This is a genomic window from Paenarthrobacter nitroguajacolicus (assembly GCF_031455195.1).
GTDB classification, from domain to species: domain Bacteria; phylum Actinomycetota; class Actinomycetes; order Actinomycetales; family Micrococcaceae; genus Arthrobacter; species Arthrobacter nitroguajacolicus_D.
Genome location: NZ_JAVDSH010000013.1, coordinates 1 through 13,835, shown reverse-complemented (window position 1 = coordinate 13,835; position 13,835 = coordinate 1). Strand labels below are relative to the sequence as shown.

Genomic DNA, 13,835 nt, shown 5'->3' with positions numbered 1-13,835 from the left:
CGCCGGAACAACCCGAAAGGTCAATCCTCGTGACGAACCCGTTTGATGACACCTCAGCAACCTTCTCCGTCCTGGTCAACGAATACCAACAGCACTCCTTGTGGCCCTCCTTCGCGGCCACGCCCAAGGGGTGGGTGGCAATGTTTGGCCCGGACAGCCGGGAAGCCTGCCTCGATTACGTGTCGCAAACGTGGACCGACATGGCGCCCCGCAAGGTTGCCGAGCTGGCCGCCAGCCAGTGATCCGCGTCGACAATGTCCGCAAGTCCTACGGCTCCTTCACGGCCTTGGATGGCCTGAGCCTGGACGCCCCCGAAGGCACGGTGCTGGGATTGCTAGGGCCCAACGGCTCCGGCAAAACCACTACGGTCAAGGTGCTCACCACCTTGCTGACCCCGGATTCAGGGGACGCCTGGGTGGCCGGCCATTCGGTCGGCGCTGACCCGCAACTGGTGCGCCGCAACCTCGGCCTCTCCGGCCAGTACGCCGCCGTGGATGAAAAGCTCACCGCTTTTGAGAACCTCCACATGGTGGGGCGCCTCTACGGAATGAACCGCCGGAATGCCACGGCACGCGCGCATGAACTGTTGGCGGACTTCCGCCTCACGGATGTGGCCGGCAAACGTGCCGGGGCTTTCTCGGGCGGCATGCGGCGGCGGCTGGACCTTGCCGGCGCAGTAGTGGCCCGACCCAAAGTCGTGGTGCTGGACGAACCCACCACGGGCCTGGACCCACGGGGCAGGCTGGATACCTGGGATGTAGTGGCCGGACTGGTATCGGGAGGTACCACCGTCCTCCTGACCACCCAATACCTTGAGGAAGCAGACCGGTTGGCGGACCACATCGCCGTGATCAACCACGGCTCCGTGATCGCCGAAGGCACTGCCAGCCAGCTCAAAGACCGGGCCGGCTCAGAACGGGTGGACATCACCGTGAAGAATGCGGCCGATCTGCGCAGCGCAACCTCCGTGCTGGTTGAAGCCACCGGCGGGGGTGCCATCCCGGAGGTGGACGAGGCCGCCTTGAGTGTGTCCGTCGCAGCCCCCGGCGGCCACGGCGTGCTGGTGCGGGTCCTGGCCGAGCTGGATGCACGTTCCCTTCCCGTGACCGAGGCCTCCCTCCGGCGCCCTACCCTGGACGACGTCTTCCTCCAGCTCACCGGAGGCTGCACGCAACCGCAGAACCGCGACAGCGATGAAACCAGCAAGGCAGGGGTACCCGCATGAGCGTCATCACCGCCGCTGTCCGGGACAGCTCCGTCATTGCCCACCGCAACCTGCTCAATGTTCTCCGCACCCCCGGTGCACTGGTCACCGGCGTCGTGCAGCCGGTCATGTTCGTCCTTCTGCTGGGCTTCGTCTTCGGCGGCTCCCTGGGCGGCGACCAATACCGCAGCTTCCTCATCGGCGGCATCCTGGCCCAGACCTTGACCTTCAATGCGTCCTTCACGGCCGTATACCTGGCCAAAGACCTCCAACTTGGACTCATTGACCGTTTCCGCTCACTGCCCATGTCCCGGGTGGCAGTCATCCTGGGACGCACCACCTCGGACCTCTACACCAGCGTCATCTCCATTGCGGTGACCCTGGTCTGCGGGATTGCCGTGGGATGGCGGATGAACACGGGGGCCCTGCAACTGCTCGCCGCACTGGCCATCCTGCTGCTATTCGCCTTCGCGGTGTCCTGGATCGGGGCGCTGATTGCCCTCACCGCCCGCAGCGTTGAAGTCGCGCAAAGCCTTGGCCTGGTATGGCTGTTCCCCGTCACCTTCGTGTCCGGCGCATTCGTTTCCACCGCGTCCTTGCCGGGTCCACTGCGGGCCATCGCCGAATGGAACCCTGTCACTTCTGTGGCCACGGCCGTCCGGGAGCTCTTTGGAAATGCTGCACCTTCCGGTTTCATCGCACCGGGCGGTTGGCCCGCCGACAACGCCCTGCTCTACGCCCTCGCATGCAGCCTTGCCATCATCGCGGTCTTCGCGCCCCTGGCGATCATGAAGTACCGGCGCATCAGCAAGCTGTGAACGCCAAAGCGGGGACCCCCGGCGTCGGATACTTGATCATGCCCTCTGCCGGCGTTGAGGCGGCCTGTTCCGGTGTCGGCGGCATGGACCGCTTCCTCACCTCCGAAGAAAAGCACGCACGACGCCGGTACCGCACCGTTGCGGACAGCCGCGACTATGCGGCATCCCATGTGCTGCTTCGGCTGCTCGCCGCGCACCGGCTGGGCGTGGACGCCGCCGATTCGCTGAAGCTGGAGATCACCCGCAACTGCCCCGGATGCGGCAGTTCAACCCACGGGCGGACGGCGATGCCTGGAATGTCGCTGAGCCTTTCCCGCAGCCACGGCCTGGTGATGGCGGCCGTGGGACCGACCGCAGCCGAGGTGGGTGCCGACGTGGAACTGATACCTCCGGCGCTTTTTGACTCTTTCGATAGCTATGTCCTTTCCCCTGGAACGTCGGCTGCCATGGATGTGCGGGAAAAGATGCTTCAGTGGGTTGCCAAGGAAGCCATCCTGAAGGCGGCCGGGCTGGGACTCGCCGTCCAGCCGTCCACCGTGGCGCTGTTCTCCGACGGGGACCTTCCCGGGGTTCTTCGGGCTGAGTGTCCGGAACAACCCTTGGTGCACGGGCTCAGGGTCCATCCCATCCCTGCCGCCCCAACCCACCTGGCTGCTGTGTCTGCCAGGACCATCAACCCACCCGGGTTGATGGATGCGGCCGACGTACTGCCTGCCGGGAGTACCCGGCTGGCTTCATAAAGCTTGCAAATCAGCGAGGCGTAGTGTGGAACACGGACGAAAAGGAGCATTTCATGAAGAAAATCCTCATGGTACTGACCAGCGTTTCCGAGATCGGTGACACCGGAGAAAAGACCGGCTACAACGTGGCCGAGGCAGCACACCCCTGGAAGGTCTTCAAGGATTCCGGGCATTTCGTCGATTTTGCCTCCATCAAGGGCGGCCAGCCACCCCGCGATGAAGTGGACACGGATGACCCCATCCAGGTTGCGTTCACCGAGGACGAGACCACCCGCGCCGGGCTGTACAACACCGCACGCGTGGATGTTGTCGATCCCGGCCAGTACGACGCCGTCTACCTGGTGGGAGGCCACGGCACCATGTGGGACTTCCCGGACAGCGAAGGCCTCCAGAACCTGGTTGCCAGCGTCTACAACGCCGGAGGTCTTGTGGGTGCTGTGTGCCACGGACCAGCGGGTTTGTTGAATGTGGAGTTGGATAACGGCTTCCGGCTGGTCCAGGGCCGCGACGTCGCTGCCTTCACCAACGACGAGGAAGTAGCCGCAGGCAAGGACAAGGTCATCCCCTTCTTCCTGGCAGACCGGCTGGAAGAACAGGGCGCCCGCCACGTATCCGCCGGTGTCTTCGAGGAAAAAGTCGTGGTGGACGAGCGCCTGGTAACCGGCCAGAACCCGGCGTCCGCCGCGGGAGTCGCCAAGGAGATGGAGAAACTCTTCGCGGAGGTTATCCATCAGGAAAAGGCGGAAGAGCAGCAAGAGGCCGAAGCCTTGCGCGCCGAGAAGGATGCCGAGAAAGCGGCCCAGAAGCACGCATCCGCAGAAGGCGAACACTGACCTGTCCCTCGTAGACCGCGGATGTGCTGGCGGCCCCCGTATGGGGGCCGCCCTCATGGATGCTTGTATGGGGATGATCTACAGCAGCAGCTTCCCGGCTTCTACGCCACGCCAAGCATCGGACCGAAGTTGGGCCGATCGGCGAGCCGCGGATCCTCCCGGTCCGGAACCACCATTACCGGCCCTTTCGCGTGATGAAGGACTCCGTCAGAGGTGGAGCCAAGGAGCATCCCGGCGAATCCCCCGCGGCCACGAGTGCCGAGAACCACGAGTTCAACCGCGCGGCTTGTTTCCACCAGGACATCCACCGGAGCACCGTCTCGGAGCTCAGTCTCTATGGTCAGACCCGGGAAGTGGCTCTGAAGCCAGGCAAGCCCGGCATCCAGCTGGACTTTGATGTCCGCAAAGAGGGCATCGCGATCAAGGGGTGCCGGTACCCACGCCAGGGAACCGCTGTACTGCGGAACAGCGCAGATCACACGCAGCTTGGCTCCCATGCGCTGTGCTTGCTCTGCGGCTTCGAGCACAGCTACGCGGGCTTGCTCGGAGCCATCCACCCCGACTGCCACGACGTTCTCAACGGTTCGGGGACCAGCCTTGGCGTGCTCGGCTTTGATGTGTTTGTCCTCGGTGCTCTCCCCGAGGCGGTCCGCGCAGTACAGCGGAACTGTCACCGTGGGGCACTTGGCATGGGCGGGCAAGGCACTGCTTACCGACCCCAGGAGGCGCCCAACGAAGCCGCCCCGGCCCCGGCTTCCAAACACCAGGAGGGCGGCCTCCGCCGAGAGGTCGAGCAGGACACCGGCAGCATCACCGTTTTCCACCGAAGCATCAACGTCGATCGCGTAGGCGGAAACCTTGTCCATCGCCTGCTTGACGATTGCATCGGCGCCCTCACGGATGACCGAGTCGTCCACCGTTGCGTAGCCTCCGTCCAAACCGGACGCGGCAAAAATGGGAACCGAGTAGGCCGTAACGATATGCAAGGGAAGTTGGCGACGCTCTGCTTCACGCGCTGCCCAGACCAAGGCACACTGGCCATGCTCGGATCCGTCCACGCCAACGACGATGCCGCCGGGTGCAACCGCCTCATCCTCGCCATCGCGTGGCACTTCGTTGTGTCTTCCGTGCTGGTCCATGGGGCCCGCCTCTCCACCTACTGCTTGATGTTCCGGCTATTCTGCCAGAGGTTCTCCGCGCCGGATTCCCTGACTCTCCATATGTCAATGGCCGGAGAAGGAGAAACTTGGAATCTCTCCTTCCAATGCCCACTATTCTCGGTCGGAAGTACCGAATCAAGGCGACTTCAGGCTATGTGCATAACGGTCCGGGCTCAGTTCAAACGGCCCGATATTGAGCTGCCGACGAACACGCAAAACACGACCCCGGGAAGGCTACCCATGGCCGAAAAAGTTCGGTAGTGTTCGAGTCACCGAATAGCCGGGCAGGGTGTCTCAGGACACACCCCGGCTGTTAATTTGCGGCCGCTTGGGGAACTCGGACGCGATCCCACGCGATGCCGCAGGGCACACACGTCAAGGAGGAACCAAGCAGTGTCACTCACGCCTGATTCCGGCACGGAACGAACCACCACCGTGGTCATCGGCGCCGGCCTCTCCGGCTTGGCCGTTGCCAGCGAGCTCAGCCGCTACGGGGTGGGCTCCATCGTCGTTGACGGATTCGGATCGTTGTCAGCCACGGGGCCTTCAACCCACACGGGAATGCTCCAGCGCTGCGACATCGCCGATCCCGCCATGAAGGAACGTAGCGAGATTCTCCGCCATCTGCGCAACTACGCTGCCAACCATCATTTGGACGTGCGCAACACTACCCGTGCCGTTCGCCTGGATTTCCTGGGCGCTGACCCGTCACAGCAGATGGGGCACGGCCCCACAGGAAGCATGGCATCGGCCACTCTCCGGGGCAGGATCGTTTCCGGCCCCCTGGAGTCCACGCCCCGTCAGTGGGCGGTCCACACGGCCCATGGTGTCCTGCTGGCAGACCACGTTGTGGTGACGCGCTGCGCCCAGAGCCAGCTGCGCCGGATGCTGGCGGAACTTGGAATCGCCGTGGGCCAAAATCTGGCCGCGGCCATGCGGGCCGTAGGGATGCACCTTGTTGGCGTTGGCGAACTCATCACCCCAACCCCCAAAGAGGTGCTTCGGCAAGCCAAAGCTGTGGGACAAGCCATCTCCGCCAAGGTAGCGTTACCGGTCGGCAACGGCGTAGCCATCGCCTAGCAAGGCAACTACTGCCCACTGGAACTTTTGCGCACAATTCTTAACGCCAAAGGCCGGCACCTTCGAAGAGTGAATCTTCGAGGATGCCGGCCTTTGAACTGAAGCGTGAGGCTTATGCGCCTGCGCGTACGTACGTGATGGGACCAGTTGCGGTCAACCAGCTGATCGGGTGGATGCCCGTCTGGTTGCCGTTGATGCCACCGCTGATGGCCTGGCCGTTGCCGATGTAGATGGCAACGTGGCCGGACTGGACGATCATGTCGCCGGGCTGGGGGTCACTGACAACCTTGCCGTAGTTCAGGAACTGCATGGGAGCCAGGTCACCAACAGGGATGCCTGCGGAGCCGAGGGCCCGCTCCACCATTGCGGTGCAGTCCTGCATGATGCCGATCTGGGCGTAAGCCGAGGCGACCATGGCTGCGTTGACTCCACCGACGGCCGGTGCAGCGGCTGCGGGAGCAGCAGCAGCCGGAGCGGCTGCAACCGAAGCGGCAGCCTTTGCGACAGGAGCGGCCGCAGCGGTTGTTGCCACTGCTGCCTTCTTGGCTACAGGTGCCTCAACAACGGGAGCCGGCTTTTCGATGACCGGAGCTGCTACGGATGCAACAGCAGGGCGCTCGAAGTTGACGGTAGCCGTGGCGGCAGCGGTTACAACCTTGGTGGGGGCCTCGGAAACGGTCTCGGCGACCGTGGCGGGGCTGGAGTCGCGCTGAACCGGGGTTTCGGCTGCGTGTGCAGCGATGGAGCCGGTCAACACAAGGCCCGAGGCTGCTGCGATAACAGCTGCCTGGCGGCCAGCGCCGGAAGCGTTGCTGGCGACTGCCCTGGAGATGGAGATGAACGGATTAGGACGTACGCTGTCCGCCTTACGACGGCCGCGAAGAATGCTTGAAGACATGAAAAAGCCTCTCCCGATGCCTGCGAGGTTAGCTGTCGGATTCGGATGGGAGTCACCCGGCCACTATCCCCCGCTGTTCAGCGGAAGCATCGTGACTTCACCCCAAGGCACACTTGAAAGCGGCCTAAATTGGGTTCCCCGTCTCTGCCGTAAGGTTTGTCTGCGAACGGATTCCGGACTGCGGCAGAGCTAGGCAATCAGGCCGGAAGTGCCCGCTACGTGGAACAGGCACAGGTACTACCGTACGCGATGATCACGCCGAAGTCACATTTAAGTAACGAGAACCGGGCTTTTGGCGTGTCGCGGTAACCATTCCGAGATATTCGCAGCTACGTAGAAAAGCCCGTTATTCCGCGGAATCGCCCGCATCTGAGTCGTTGGAGGCTGCAAGTTTCTTACGTGCGGTAACGGCGAGATAAACAACGAGGCAGATAGCAACCACGGCCAGTCCCACGATGCTCCACGGGAAGGGTTGCGATGCGTCCGCGGCCGGGGTGCTGGTGGCCGTTCCGGGTGCGGCAGTTCCCGCCGTCGGGACCGTATTGGAAGGTGCTGACGACGACGGCGCGGCGCCCGCGGTGCCGCTGGCCGCCGTCGTGCTTCCAGCAGCGGCCGTGAACGTGAACGTGCCTTCGATGGGGTGCGAGTCGGAGCTGACAACACGCCAGACCACTGTGTACTCGCCAGCCGGTGCGCCTTCGCGGATCTTCTGGACCGCCTGGTTATCGATAATTTCGACAGGCCCGTCCGCCCAGTTTTCGCCGCCCGCGGTGACCGTCACGCCTGACCCGATGGCCAGCGGCCTGTTGTTGAACGTGATGGAGACCGACGCTGGGACGGCAGCCACGCTGGAACCGTTGGCCGGCGCTGTGGATTCGGCGACGTCGTGCGCGGAGGCCGGGGCCGCGGAAAACAACAAGGCGGACGCGAAGGCCAAGGCAGCAACGACGGCGGCCAGAAGCGGGCGGATGGTGCGCATGGGGCGGTTTCTCCTAGTGTTGGCTTCCTTACAGACTAGGCGAATCGGCCGGAGGCCCATATCCGACGGCATAGGATTTGAGGGCACACTCCCCTCGATCCCCGGAGTCCTTCATGCTTAAACAAGGTTCTGCCATCGACCGCTACTTCAAAATCTCCGAGCGTGGCTCCACATACTCCCGGGAAATCCGCGGCGGCTTCGCAACCTTCTTCGCCATGAGCTACATCGTGGTCCTTAACCCTTTGATCCTTTCCGGGCCGGATTCCAGCGGAGCTTCCCTGGGATTCACCGCCGTGGCGGCCACCACGGCATTCGTTGCGGGCATCCTGACCATCCTCATGGGTGCCTGGGCCAAGCACCCGTTCGCCGTGGCCACGGGCCTGGGCGTTAATGCTTTCGTGGCTGTCACCGTCGCCTCGCACCCGGGCCTGACGTGGCCGGACATGATGGGCCTTGTGGTGCTCTCGGGCCTGACCATGTTGCTCCTGGTCCTCACCGGTTTCCGGACCGCCGTTTTCAAGGCCGTTCCGGAAGCCCTCAAGACCGCGATCGTGGTGGGCATCGGCCTCTTCATCGCGCTGATCGGCCTGGTCAATGCGGGGTTCGTCCGCCGCATCCCCGACGCCGCCGGCACAACCGTTCCCTTGGGACTGGGCGTCGACGGGAAACTGTTGGGCTGGCCAACCCTGGTGTTTGCCTTTGGCCTGATCCTGACCATCGCACTGGTGGTCCGGAAGGTCCGCGGCGCCATCCTGATCGGCATCGTGGCGTCCACGGCTTTGGCCGCCATCCTTGAGTTCACGCTTCACATCGGCCCCAGCAACGACGGCACCAACATCAACCCGCGCGGTTGGTCCCTCGTTGCCCCGACCCTGACCAAGTGGGGCGCCCCGGACCTGTCCCTTATAGGTAAGGCCAACCCGTTCGGCGCGTTTGAACACCTCGGGTTTATCGCGGCAGCGCTCCTGGCATTCGTGATCCTTTTGAGCATCTTCTTCGACGCGATGGGCACCATGGTTGGCTTGGCCAACGAAGCCGGAACGGTGGACAAGGACGGCAATATCCCCAACGTTGACCGCGTGCTGCAGGTTGATGCCCTCGGCGCGATCGTTGGCGGTGGCGCGTCCGTGTCGTCCAACCAGATCTTCGTTGAGTCCGGCGCAGGCATTGGCGAAGGCGCACGCACTGGTCTCGCCTCAATCGTTACGGGCGTGCTGTTCCTGGTTGCCATGTTCTTCACGCCACTGATCAACCTTGTGCCGTTCGAGGCCGTCGCTCCCGCGCTGGTTGTGGTGGGCTTCATGATGGTTTCCCAAGTGGGCAAGATCGACTGGCAGGACTGGGGCGTGGGTATCCCCGCGTTCCTGACCATCGCCCTCATGCCGTTCACGTACTCCATCGCAAACGGCCTGGGCGCGGGGTTCATCTCCTTCGTCCTGATCCGGACGTTCCAGGGCCGCGCCCGCGAGGTACACCCGCTGATGTGGGCTGTGGCCGCTGCCTTCCTGTTGTTCTTCGGCATCGGAACGGTCGAGGAACTGCTGGGCGTCAAATAGCCCAGTCCGCAATCCCAGACACGCCCCACCCTGAACTGCTGGTTTCGGCAGCTCGGGTGGGGTGTGCTTTAAGAATGCAAACAAGCGTCCCCACAGTAGATGTCAGCCCCACCCCGTGGACCGGACGGTTCGACGGCGACGGCCCTGAGCATCGCCGCTGGTGGCAGGCCGTTGCCCCGCACACGTCCGCAGCATCCGAATCGGCCGTGCGCCCCGCCGTCGTGCTTGGGTTTTGCAGCGACGCCGGGGTACTTCGCAACAAGGGCCGCACAGGTGCAGCGGCGGCCCCTGCCGCTATCCGTTCGGCGCTGGGGCCGCTGGCCTTCCACCTGGACCGGGACGTGTTCGACGCCGGTGACATAGTTGTGGAGGACGACTCACTGGAAGCGGGGCAAGAACGCGCCGGCCGCGCCATTTCGGGACTGCTCGACGCCGGCAACCTCACTGTTGTGTTGGGAGGCGGCCATGAGACCGCGTTCGCCAGCTACCTGGGCGTTGCCGGTTCGGAGGCGCTCCTTGGAAAGCGGCTGGGTGTCCTGAACCTGGACGCCCACTTTGACCTCCGCGATGACACGACACCGAGCTCGGGCACCCCGTTCCTGCAGATGGCCCGCGCGGAAGCTGCCGTGGGACGCGAACTGCAGTACGCCGTCGTCGGAATTTCCGAACCAAACAACACGCGGACGCTATTCGACACGGCGGACCGGCTTGGCGTGAAGTACCTGTTGGACGAACAGTGCTCGGCGGAAGCCGCGGAGCACTTCGTGGCCGACTTCCTGGCCGGCGTCGATGCCCTCTACCTGACGATCGATCTGGACGTGATGCCGGCTTCAGTGGCGCCCGGAGTGAGCGCACCCGCCGCGTACGGCGTGCCCTTGCCGGTGATCAGTGCGATCTGTCGCCAGGTTGCCGCCAGCGGGAAGTTGCTGCACCTGGACGTCGCGGAGCTGAATCCGGAGTTCGACATTGATTCCCGGACGGCGAAAGTTGCGGCCCGGTTGGTGAACACCCTGCTCGCTTAGCTTCGCTGGCCCTTTCCCGTCCGCCCTCCTCCGCTTAGCCTGTGTGGAGGGAAGGATGGCGATGCACGAAGTTCCTGTGCAGGACAAGTGGGCGTGGGTGTCCGGGCTACTCGCTGTTGGGTTGGGGCTGGCCGCCCACATGGCCGCTGGCGGCAGCGCTCCGGCCGTCCCTGTCCTCCTCGGCTTCGCCGCGTTATGTTGCCTGGCTGCGCAGCTCCTGGCCCGCTTGGTTCATGGGCCCCTGCTCTTGCTGCTGGCGTCCGGTGTGGCCCAGCAACTGTTGCACTTCGGGTTCGCCGCGTTCGGAGGCTACTTCCCGGGCAGCGGGCTGGTGGATCACCTGCATGGCGTGGGCCAGGGCCTCGGCGATGCGCCCGCAGCAGCAGGCGCCGGCGGAGGTTCGCCGCACCTCATGCTCTACACGCATATGGCGGCCGCGATTCTTACTCTCCTGCTTGCCGCCGGAGTAACCAGGCTACTCAATCGCGTGTCACTGTCGGCAACCAGGAGCAACACCGCGTAGCCCTGCGTAGCCCCGCGAAAGCCAAGGCAACGAACGTTGAAAACGGTGCGACCGGGCCCCTAGTGTCGTTGGAGCGTGGTGTACCCAAGAGGCCAGGGAGCTGCCTGCAAAGCAGCGCACGCGGGTTCGAATCCCGCCACCACGTCTCTTGGGGGTGCAGGGGAATGAGACCCAGGTCACCGCGCTGCCAGTCATCTTACAAATATATGCCTCCCGCCGACTATGATTGATGGGTCGCCCTCGCATGCGGCACGTAATAGGAGGCCCCCAATGACCCCTGCAATGATTGCAGAACGCGAAATTCGCCTGTGCTTTTCCAAGGCAGACGAGATCCACGACGGACTCGACCGCGCCGTGGATGCACTGATCGAAAACGCAGCAGCAGACGCTAACTGCGGCATTCTGGTGACCCGGCACGAGCCCGGCACCTACACCGTGGCTCTGGACGAATCCGTTCCCTTCGGTCAGACCCGCGAAGTACTCGCTGCCTGATTCCCCAACGAATCCCGGCAGCGACGCCAAAAACCGGGGCTCGTTCCCTTCCGCATCTACTACCCGCGGAAGGGAACGAGCCCCGGTTTTTGGTTTAACGCTTGCCTTCAGGAACTGACACCTACCCCCGGCGGAGAGTCACGCCGTCGGACTTCATGAACAGTTCCTTGCCCTCTTCGGTGACGCCGGGCCCCGAGTGCTCAAGCCACACAACGTTCCCGCTGCTGGAAATCTCCTCGATCCGGCCGGTTGCGATGACGTGGGCATACTTGACCACTTCCACCGACTCACCAACATTCAGCGTCCTCCAGTCGGAAACCGTAGCCGAGTGAGCGCTTCGCCTGGACAGGACTGCTCCGCGTGCCTTCATTGAACTTCTACCCCTTTGTGGATGTTCTCTGTTGTGTATTGAGTTGTGAACGGTTGACCGTCAAGCCCACGGCAACGCTGGCGTGGACGTGACGTACACCATAAGTTCTACTACATTTGCCACGCCCCGGTGGTTGCGTTGCGAACAAAGACCGGGGCGTGACAAATCTGCTCAGGAAATGAGCGTTTTATTCGACGTCAGGCCAAAATCCCGACGGCGGATTCGGCGGCCGCGCGGACCGCGCCGGAACCAACCAAACGGTCGGCCGCTTCCAGCTCCGGTGACAGGAACCGGTCGGTTCCGGGCCCCTGGACCACCTCGCGAAGCACCTCAAGCACGGCCGCACCGGCCGGGCCCGGGGTGAGTTCACCGTCGGACATTTGCGTCCGCATGTCGATGGCGCGGGCGCTGGTGACAAGCTCGACGGCGAGCACCCGGCGGAGGTTCTCCACAGCCTTGCGCAGCTTCCGGGCTGCGTGCCAGCCCATGGACACGTGGTCTTCCTGCATCGCGGAGCTCGGGATGGAGTCCACCGACGCCGGAACGGCCAGCCGCTTGTTGTCCGAAACCAGGCCGGCCTGCGTGTACTGGGCGATCATGAGGCCCGAGTCCACGCCGGGGTCCCCTGCGAGGAAGGCCGGGAGTCCGTGCGAGCGGGCCGGATCCAGCATGCGGTCCGTGCGGCGCTCGGCAATGGAGCTGAGGTCCGCCACTGCGATGGCAAGGAAGTCCAGGACATACGCCACTGGGGCGCCGTGGAAGTTGCCGTTGGACGTGACGCGGCCATCCGGGAGGACCACCGGGTTATCGATCGCAGCTGCGAGCTCGCGGGAAGCGACCAGCGCGGCGTGGTCCACGGTGTCGCGGACGGCGCCCGCAACCTGCGGAGCACAGCGCAGCGAGTAGGCGTCCTGCACCTTGGTGTCGTTGATCCGGTGGGACGCAACAATCGGCGAGTTGGACAGTACTCGCAGCATGTTGTCGGCGCTTGCAGCCTGGCCGGGATGCGGCCGCAGCGCTGCATGGAGCTCGGGCAGGAACACCTGGTCGGTGCCCAACAGGGCCTCGACGCTGAGCGCGGCGGTGACGTCCGCCGTCGCAAGCAACATGCGGATGTCGGCGATGGCCATGAGCAGCATCCCGAGCATTCCTTCGGTGCCGTTGACGAGCGCCAGGCCTTCCTTCTCCGCCAGCGTGACCGGCTCGATGCCGTGCTGGGCGAGGAGTTCAGCCACTGTCTGCTTGCCGGGAACTCCGTAGAGTTCGCCGTCGGGACCGGTCGCTTCACCTTCGCCCATGAGGACCAGGGCGCAGTGGGACAAGGGGGCGAGGTCGCCGGAACAGCCGAGTGAACCGAATTCGCGGACCAGCGGGGTGATCCCCGCGTTGAGGACGTCCACCATGGTCTGCAGGACCACCGGACGGACACCCGTGCGGCCGGAGGCCAGGGTCTTGGCGCGGAGGAACATGATCCCGCGGACCACTTCGCGTTCAACGGCCGGGCCCATGCCCGCTGCGTGGCTGCGGATCAGCGACTTCTGCAGCTGCGTGCGGAGGTCGTTGGGGATGTGGCGGTTGGCCAGCGCGCCGAAGCCCGTGGAGATGCCGTACGCGGGGACATCGCTTGTGGCGAGGCTGTCGATGTGCGCACGGACCTTGGCGACGTTGTCCAGGGCTTCCTGGGAGACTGTCACCTTGGCGTCATGGCGTGCGACGGCGACGACGTCTTCCGGGGTCACGCCGCTGGAGCCGAGGGTGACGGTGAGTTGCTCGTTGGAGGTAATAGTCATGTTCTTACTTCTCGTTCATGGGGATGCGGACGCCGCGTTCGTTGGCGACGTCGATGGCGCGGTCGTAGCCGGCGTCGACGTGGCGGATGACGCCCATGCCGGGGTCGTTGGTCAGGAGTCGTTCGAGCTTCTCCGCGGCGAGGTCTGTGCCGTCCGCGACGGAGACCTGCCCGGCGTGGAGTGACCGTCCGATGCCGACGCCGCCACCGTGATGGATCGAGACCCACGTGGCACCGGAGGAGGTGTTGAGCATGGCGTTGAGCAGCGGCCAGTCAGCAATCGCGTCGGAACCGTCCTTCATGGATTCGGTCTCACGGTATGGGGATGCGACCGAGCCGGAGTCCAGGTGGTCACGGCCGATCACGATCGG

15 protein-coding genes, 1 tRNA gene, 1 pseudogene and 1 riboswitch are annotated in these 13,835 nt (G+C 64.2%); of the genes and pseudogenes, 11 read left to right on the top strand and 6 right to left on the bottom strand.

Translation table 11 applies throughout. The features are described 5' to 3' along the window. The first annotated feature begins 29 nt into the window (after window positions 1–29). From J2Y68_RS20855 to J2Y68_RS20835, 5 genes are read left to right on the top strand one after another with little or no spacing between them, the layout of a single operon-like run. A complete protein-coding gene (locus J2Y68_RS20855; RefSeq protein ID WP_142936941.1) occupies window positions 30–242 on the top strand; it encodes an MbtH family protein in 213 nt (70 codons plus the stop codon). Then, the gene (locus tag J2Y68_RS20850) at window positions 239–1,225 is read left to right on the top strand and encodes an ATP-binding cassette domain-containing protein (RefSeq protein ID WP_309996570.1); all 987 of its coding nucleotides are present in this window, start codon (window positions 239–241) and stop codon (window positions 1,223–1,225) included. The genes J2Y68_RS20855 and J2Y68_RS20850 overlap by 4 nt, the downstream gene beginning before the upstream one ends. Continuing rightward, window positions 1,222–2,022 carry an ABC transporter permease gene (locus J2Y68_RS20845; protein ID WP_309996567.1) on the top strand — a complete coding sequence of 267 codons (801 nt, stop codon included), beginning with the start codon at window positions 1,222–1,224 and terminating at the stop codon, window positions 2,020–2,022. The genes J2Y68_RS20850 and J2Y68_RS20845 overlap by 4 nt, the downstream gene beginning before the upstream one ends. Continuing rightward, window positions 2,019–2,762: a 4'-phosphopantetheinyl transferase family protein gene (locus J2Y68_RS20840; protein ID WP_309996565.1), complete on the top strand. Its 744-nt coding sequence runs from the start codon at window positions 2,019–2,021 to the stop codon at window positions 2,760–2,762. Before J2Y68_RS20845 ends, J2Y68_RS20840 begins: the two co-directional genes overlap by 4 nt. Window positions 2,763–2,815: 53 nt before the next feature. After that, window positions 2,816–3,595 (top strand): type 1 glutamine amidotransferase domain-containing protein, encoded by a 780-nt coding sequence (locus J2Y68_RS20835; protein ID WP_309996564.1) that lies wholly within the window; start codon window positions 2,816–2,818, stop codon window positions 3,593–3,595. A 101-nt stretch (window positions 3,596–3,696) separates the two neighbouring features. On the opposite strand, the gene J2Y68_RS20830 is transcribed toward J2Y68_RS20835, so the two are convergent. Next, entirely contained in the window at window positions 3,697–4,734 is a 1,038-nt protein-coding gene (locus tag J2Y68_RS20830) for a universal stress protein (RefSeq protein ID WP_309996562.1), read from the bottom strand. A gap of 414 nt (window positions 4,735–5,148) precedes the next feature. Between J2Y68_RS20830 and J2Y68_RS20825 the strand changes: the two genes are divergently transcribed. Continuing rightward, window positions 5,149–5,835: an NAD(P)/FAD-dependent oxidoreductase gene (locus J2Y68_RS20825; RefSeq protein ID WP_309996560.1), complete on the top strand. Its 687-nt coding sequence runs from the start codon at window positions 5,149–5,151 to the stop codon at window positions 5,833–5,835. A gap of 112 nt (window positions 5,836–5,947) precedes the next feature. On the opposite strand, the gene J2Y68_RS20820 is transcribed toward J2Y68_RS20825, so the two are convergent. Both J2Y68_RS20820 and J2Y68_RS20815 read right to left on the bottom strand, forming a co-directional pair. Then, window positions 5,948–6,733: an NlpC/P60 family protein gene (locus J2Y68_RS20820; RefSeq protein ID WP_309996557.1), complete on the bottom strand. Its 786-nt coding sequence runs from the start codon at window positions 6,731–6,733 to the stop codon at window positions 5,948–5,950. A 3-nt stretch (window positions 6,734–6,736) separates the two neighbouring features. After that, window positions 6,737–6,905: riboswitch (cyclic di-AMP (ydaO/yuaA leader) on the bottom strand. A 174-nt stretch (window positions 6,906–7,079) separates the two neighbouring features. After that, window positions 7,080–7,712 carry a copper resistance CopC family protein gene (locus J2Y68_RS20815; protein ID WP_309996554.1) on the bottom strand — a complete coding sequence of 211 codons (633 nt, stop codon included), beginning with the start codon at window positions 7,710–7,712 and terminating at the stop codon, window positions 7,080–7,082. 113 nt (window positions 7,713–7,825) lie between these two features. On the opposite strand from J2Y68_RS20815, the gene J2Y68_RS20810 reads away from it, so the two are divergent. The 5 genes from J2Y68_RS20810 (at window position 7,826) to J2Y68_RS20790 (ending at window position 11,305) form a co-directional block, all read left to right on the top strand. Next, window positions 7,826–9,268 carry an NCS2 family permease gene (locus tag J2Y68_RS20810; RefSeq protein WP_309996551.1) on the top strand — a complete coding sequence of 481 codons (1,443 nt, stop codon included), beginning with the start codon at window positions 7,826–7,828 and terminating at the stop codon, window positions 9,266–9,268. 74 nt (window positions 9,269–9,342) lie between these two features. Next, the gene (gene hutG / locus J2Y68_RS20805; RefSeq protein WP_309996549.1) at window positions 9,343–10,290 is read left to right on the top strand and encodes a formimidoylglutamase; all 948 of its coding nucleotides are present in this window, start codon (window positions 9,343–9,345) and stop codon (window positions 10,288–10,290) included. Window positions 10,291–10,351: 61 nt separating this feature from the next. Continuing rightward, entirely contained in the window at window positions 10,352–10,813 is a 462-nt protein-coding gene (locus J2Y68_RS20800) for a hypothetical protein (protein ID WP_309996547.1), read from the top strand. Window positions 10,814–10,887: 74 nt separating this feature from the next. Further along, window positions 10,888–10,958 (top strand) — tRNA-Cys (locus tag J2Y68_RS20795). Between the two features lie 125 nt (window positions 10,959–11,083). Next, complete coding sequence (locus tag J2Y68_RS20790; protein WP_309996546.1) at window positions 11,084–11,305, top strand: hypothetical protein; 222 nt, start codon at window positions 11,084–11,086, stop codon at window positions 11,303–11,305. A 121-nt stretch (window positions 11,306–11,426) separates the two neighbouring features. Here J2Y68_RS20790 and J2Y68_RS20785 read toward each other — a convergent pair whose 3' ends face one another. From J2Y68_RS20785 to J2Y68_RS20775, 3 genes and pseudogenes are all read right to left on the bottom strand, one after another. Then, a complete protein-coding gene (locus J2Y68_RS20785; RefSeq protein WP_309996543.1) occupies window positions 11,427–11,675 on the bottom strand; it encodes a hypothetical protein in 249 nt (82 codons plus the stop codon). A 197-nt stretch (window positions 11,676–11,872) separates the two neighbouring features. Continuing rightward, window positions 11,873–13,465, bottom strand: a complete 1,593-nt coding sequence (gene hutH / locus J2Y68_RS20780; RefSeq protein WP_309996540.1) for a histidine ammonia-lyase — start codon at window positions 13,463–13,465, stop codon at window positions 11,873–11,875. Window positions 13,466–13,469: 4 nt separating this feature from the next. Further along, window positions 13,470–13,835: pseudogene (locus J2Y68_RS20775) on the bottom strand (urocanate hydratase); the annotation flags it as partial.

Excerpts from the sequence above, each read along its gene's own strand:
- J2Y68_RS20785 (WP_309996543.1), bottom strand. The coding sequence starts at position 11,675 with ATGAAGGCACGCGGAGCAGTCCTGTCCAGGCGAAGCGCTCACTCGGCT.
- J2Y68_RS20835 (WP_309996564.1), top strand. The coding sequence starts at position 2,816 with ATGAAGAAAATCCTCATGGTACTGACCAGCGTTTCCGAGATCGGTGAC.
- J2Y68_RS20800 (WP_309996547.1), top strand. The coding sequence starts at position 10,352 with ATGCACGAAGTTCCTGTGCAGGACAAGTGGGCGTGGGTGTCCGGGCTA.
- hutG (WP_309996549.1), top strand. The coding sequence starts at position 9,343 with ATGCAAACAAGCGTCCCCACAGTAGATGTCAGCCCCACCCCGTGGACC.
- J2Y68_RS20810 (WP_309996551.1), top strand. The coding sequence starts at position 7,826 with ATGCTTAAACAAGGTTCTGCCATCGACCGCTACTTCAAAATCTCCGAG.
- hutH (WP_309996540.1), bottom strand. The coding sequence starts at position 13,465 with ATGACTATTACCTCCAACGAGCAACTCACCGTCACCCTCGGCTCCAGC.
- J2Y68_RS20820 (WP_309996557.1), bottom strand. The coding sequence starts at position 6,733 with ATGTCTTCAAGCATTCTTCGCGGCCGTCGTAAGGCGGACAGCGTACGT.
- J2Y68_RS20790 (WP_309996546.1), top strand. The coding sequence starts at position 11,084 with ATGACCCCTGCAATGATTGCAGAACGCGAAATTCGCCTGTGCTTTTCC.
- J2Y68_RS20830 (WP_309996562.1), bottom strand. The coding sequence starts at position 4,734 with ATGGACCAGCACGGAAGACACAACGAAGTGCCACGCGATGGCGAGGAT.
- J2Y68_RS20815 (WP_309996554.1), bottom strand. The coding sequence starts at position 7,712 with ATGCGCACCATCCGCCCGCTTCTGGCCGCCGTCGTTGCTGCCTTGGCC.
- J2Y68_RS20845 (WP_309996567.1), top strand. The coding sequence starts at position 1,222 with ATGAGCGTCATCACCGCCGCTGTCCGGGACAGCTCCGTCATTGCCCAC.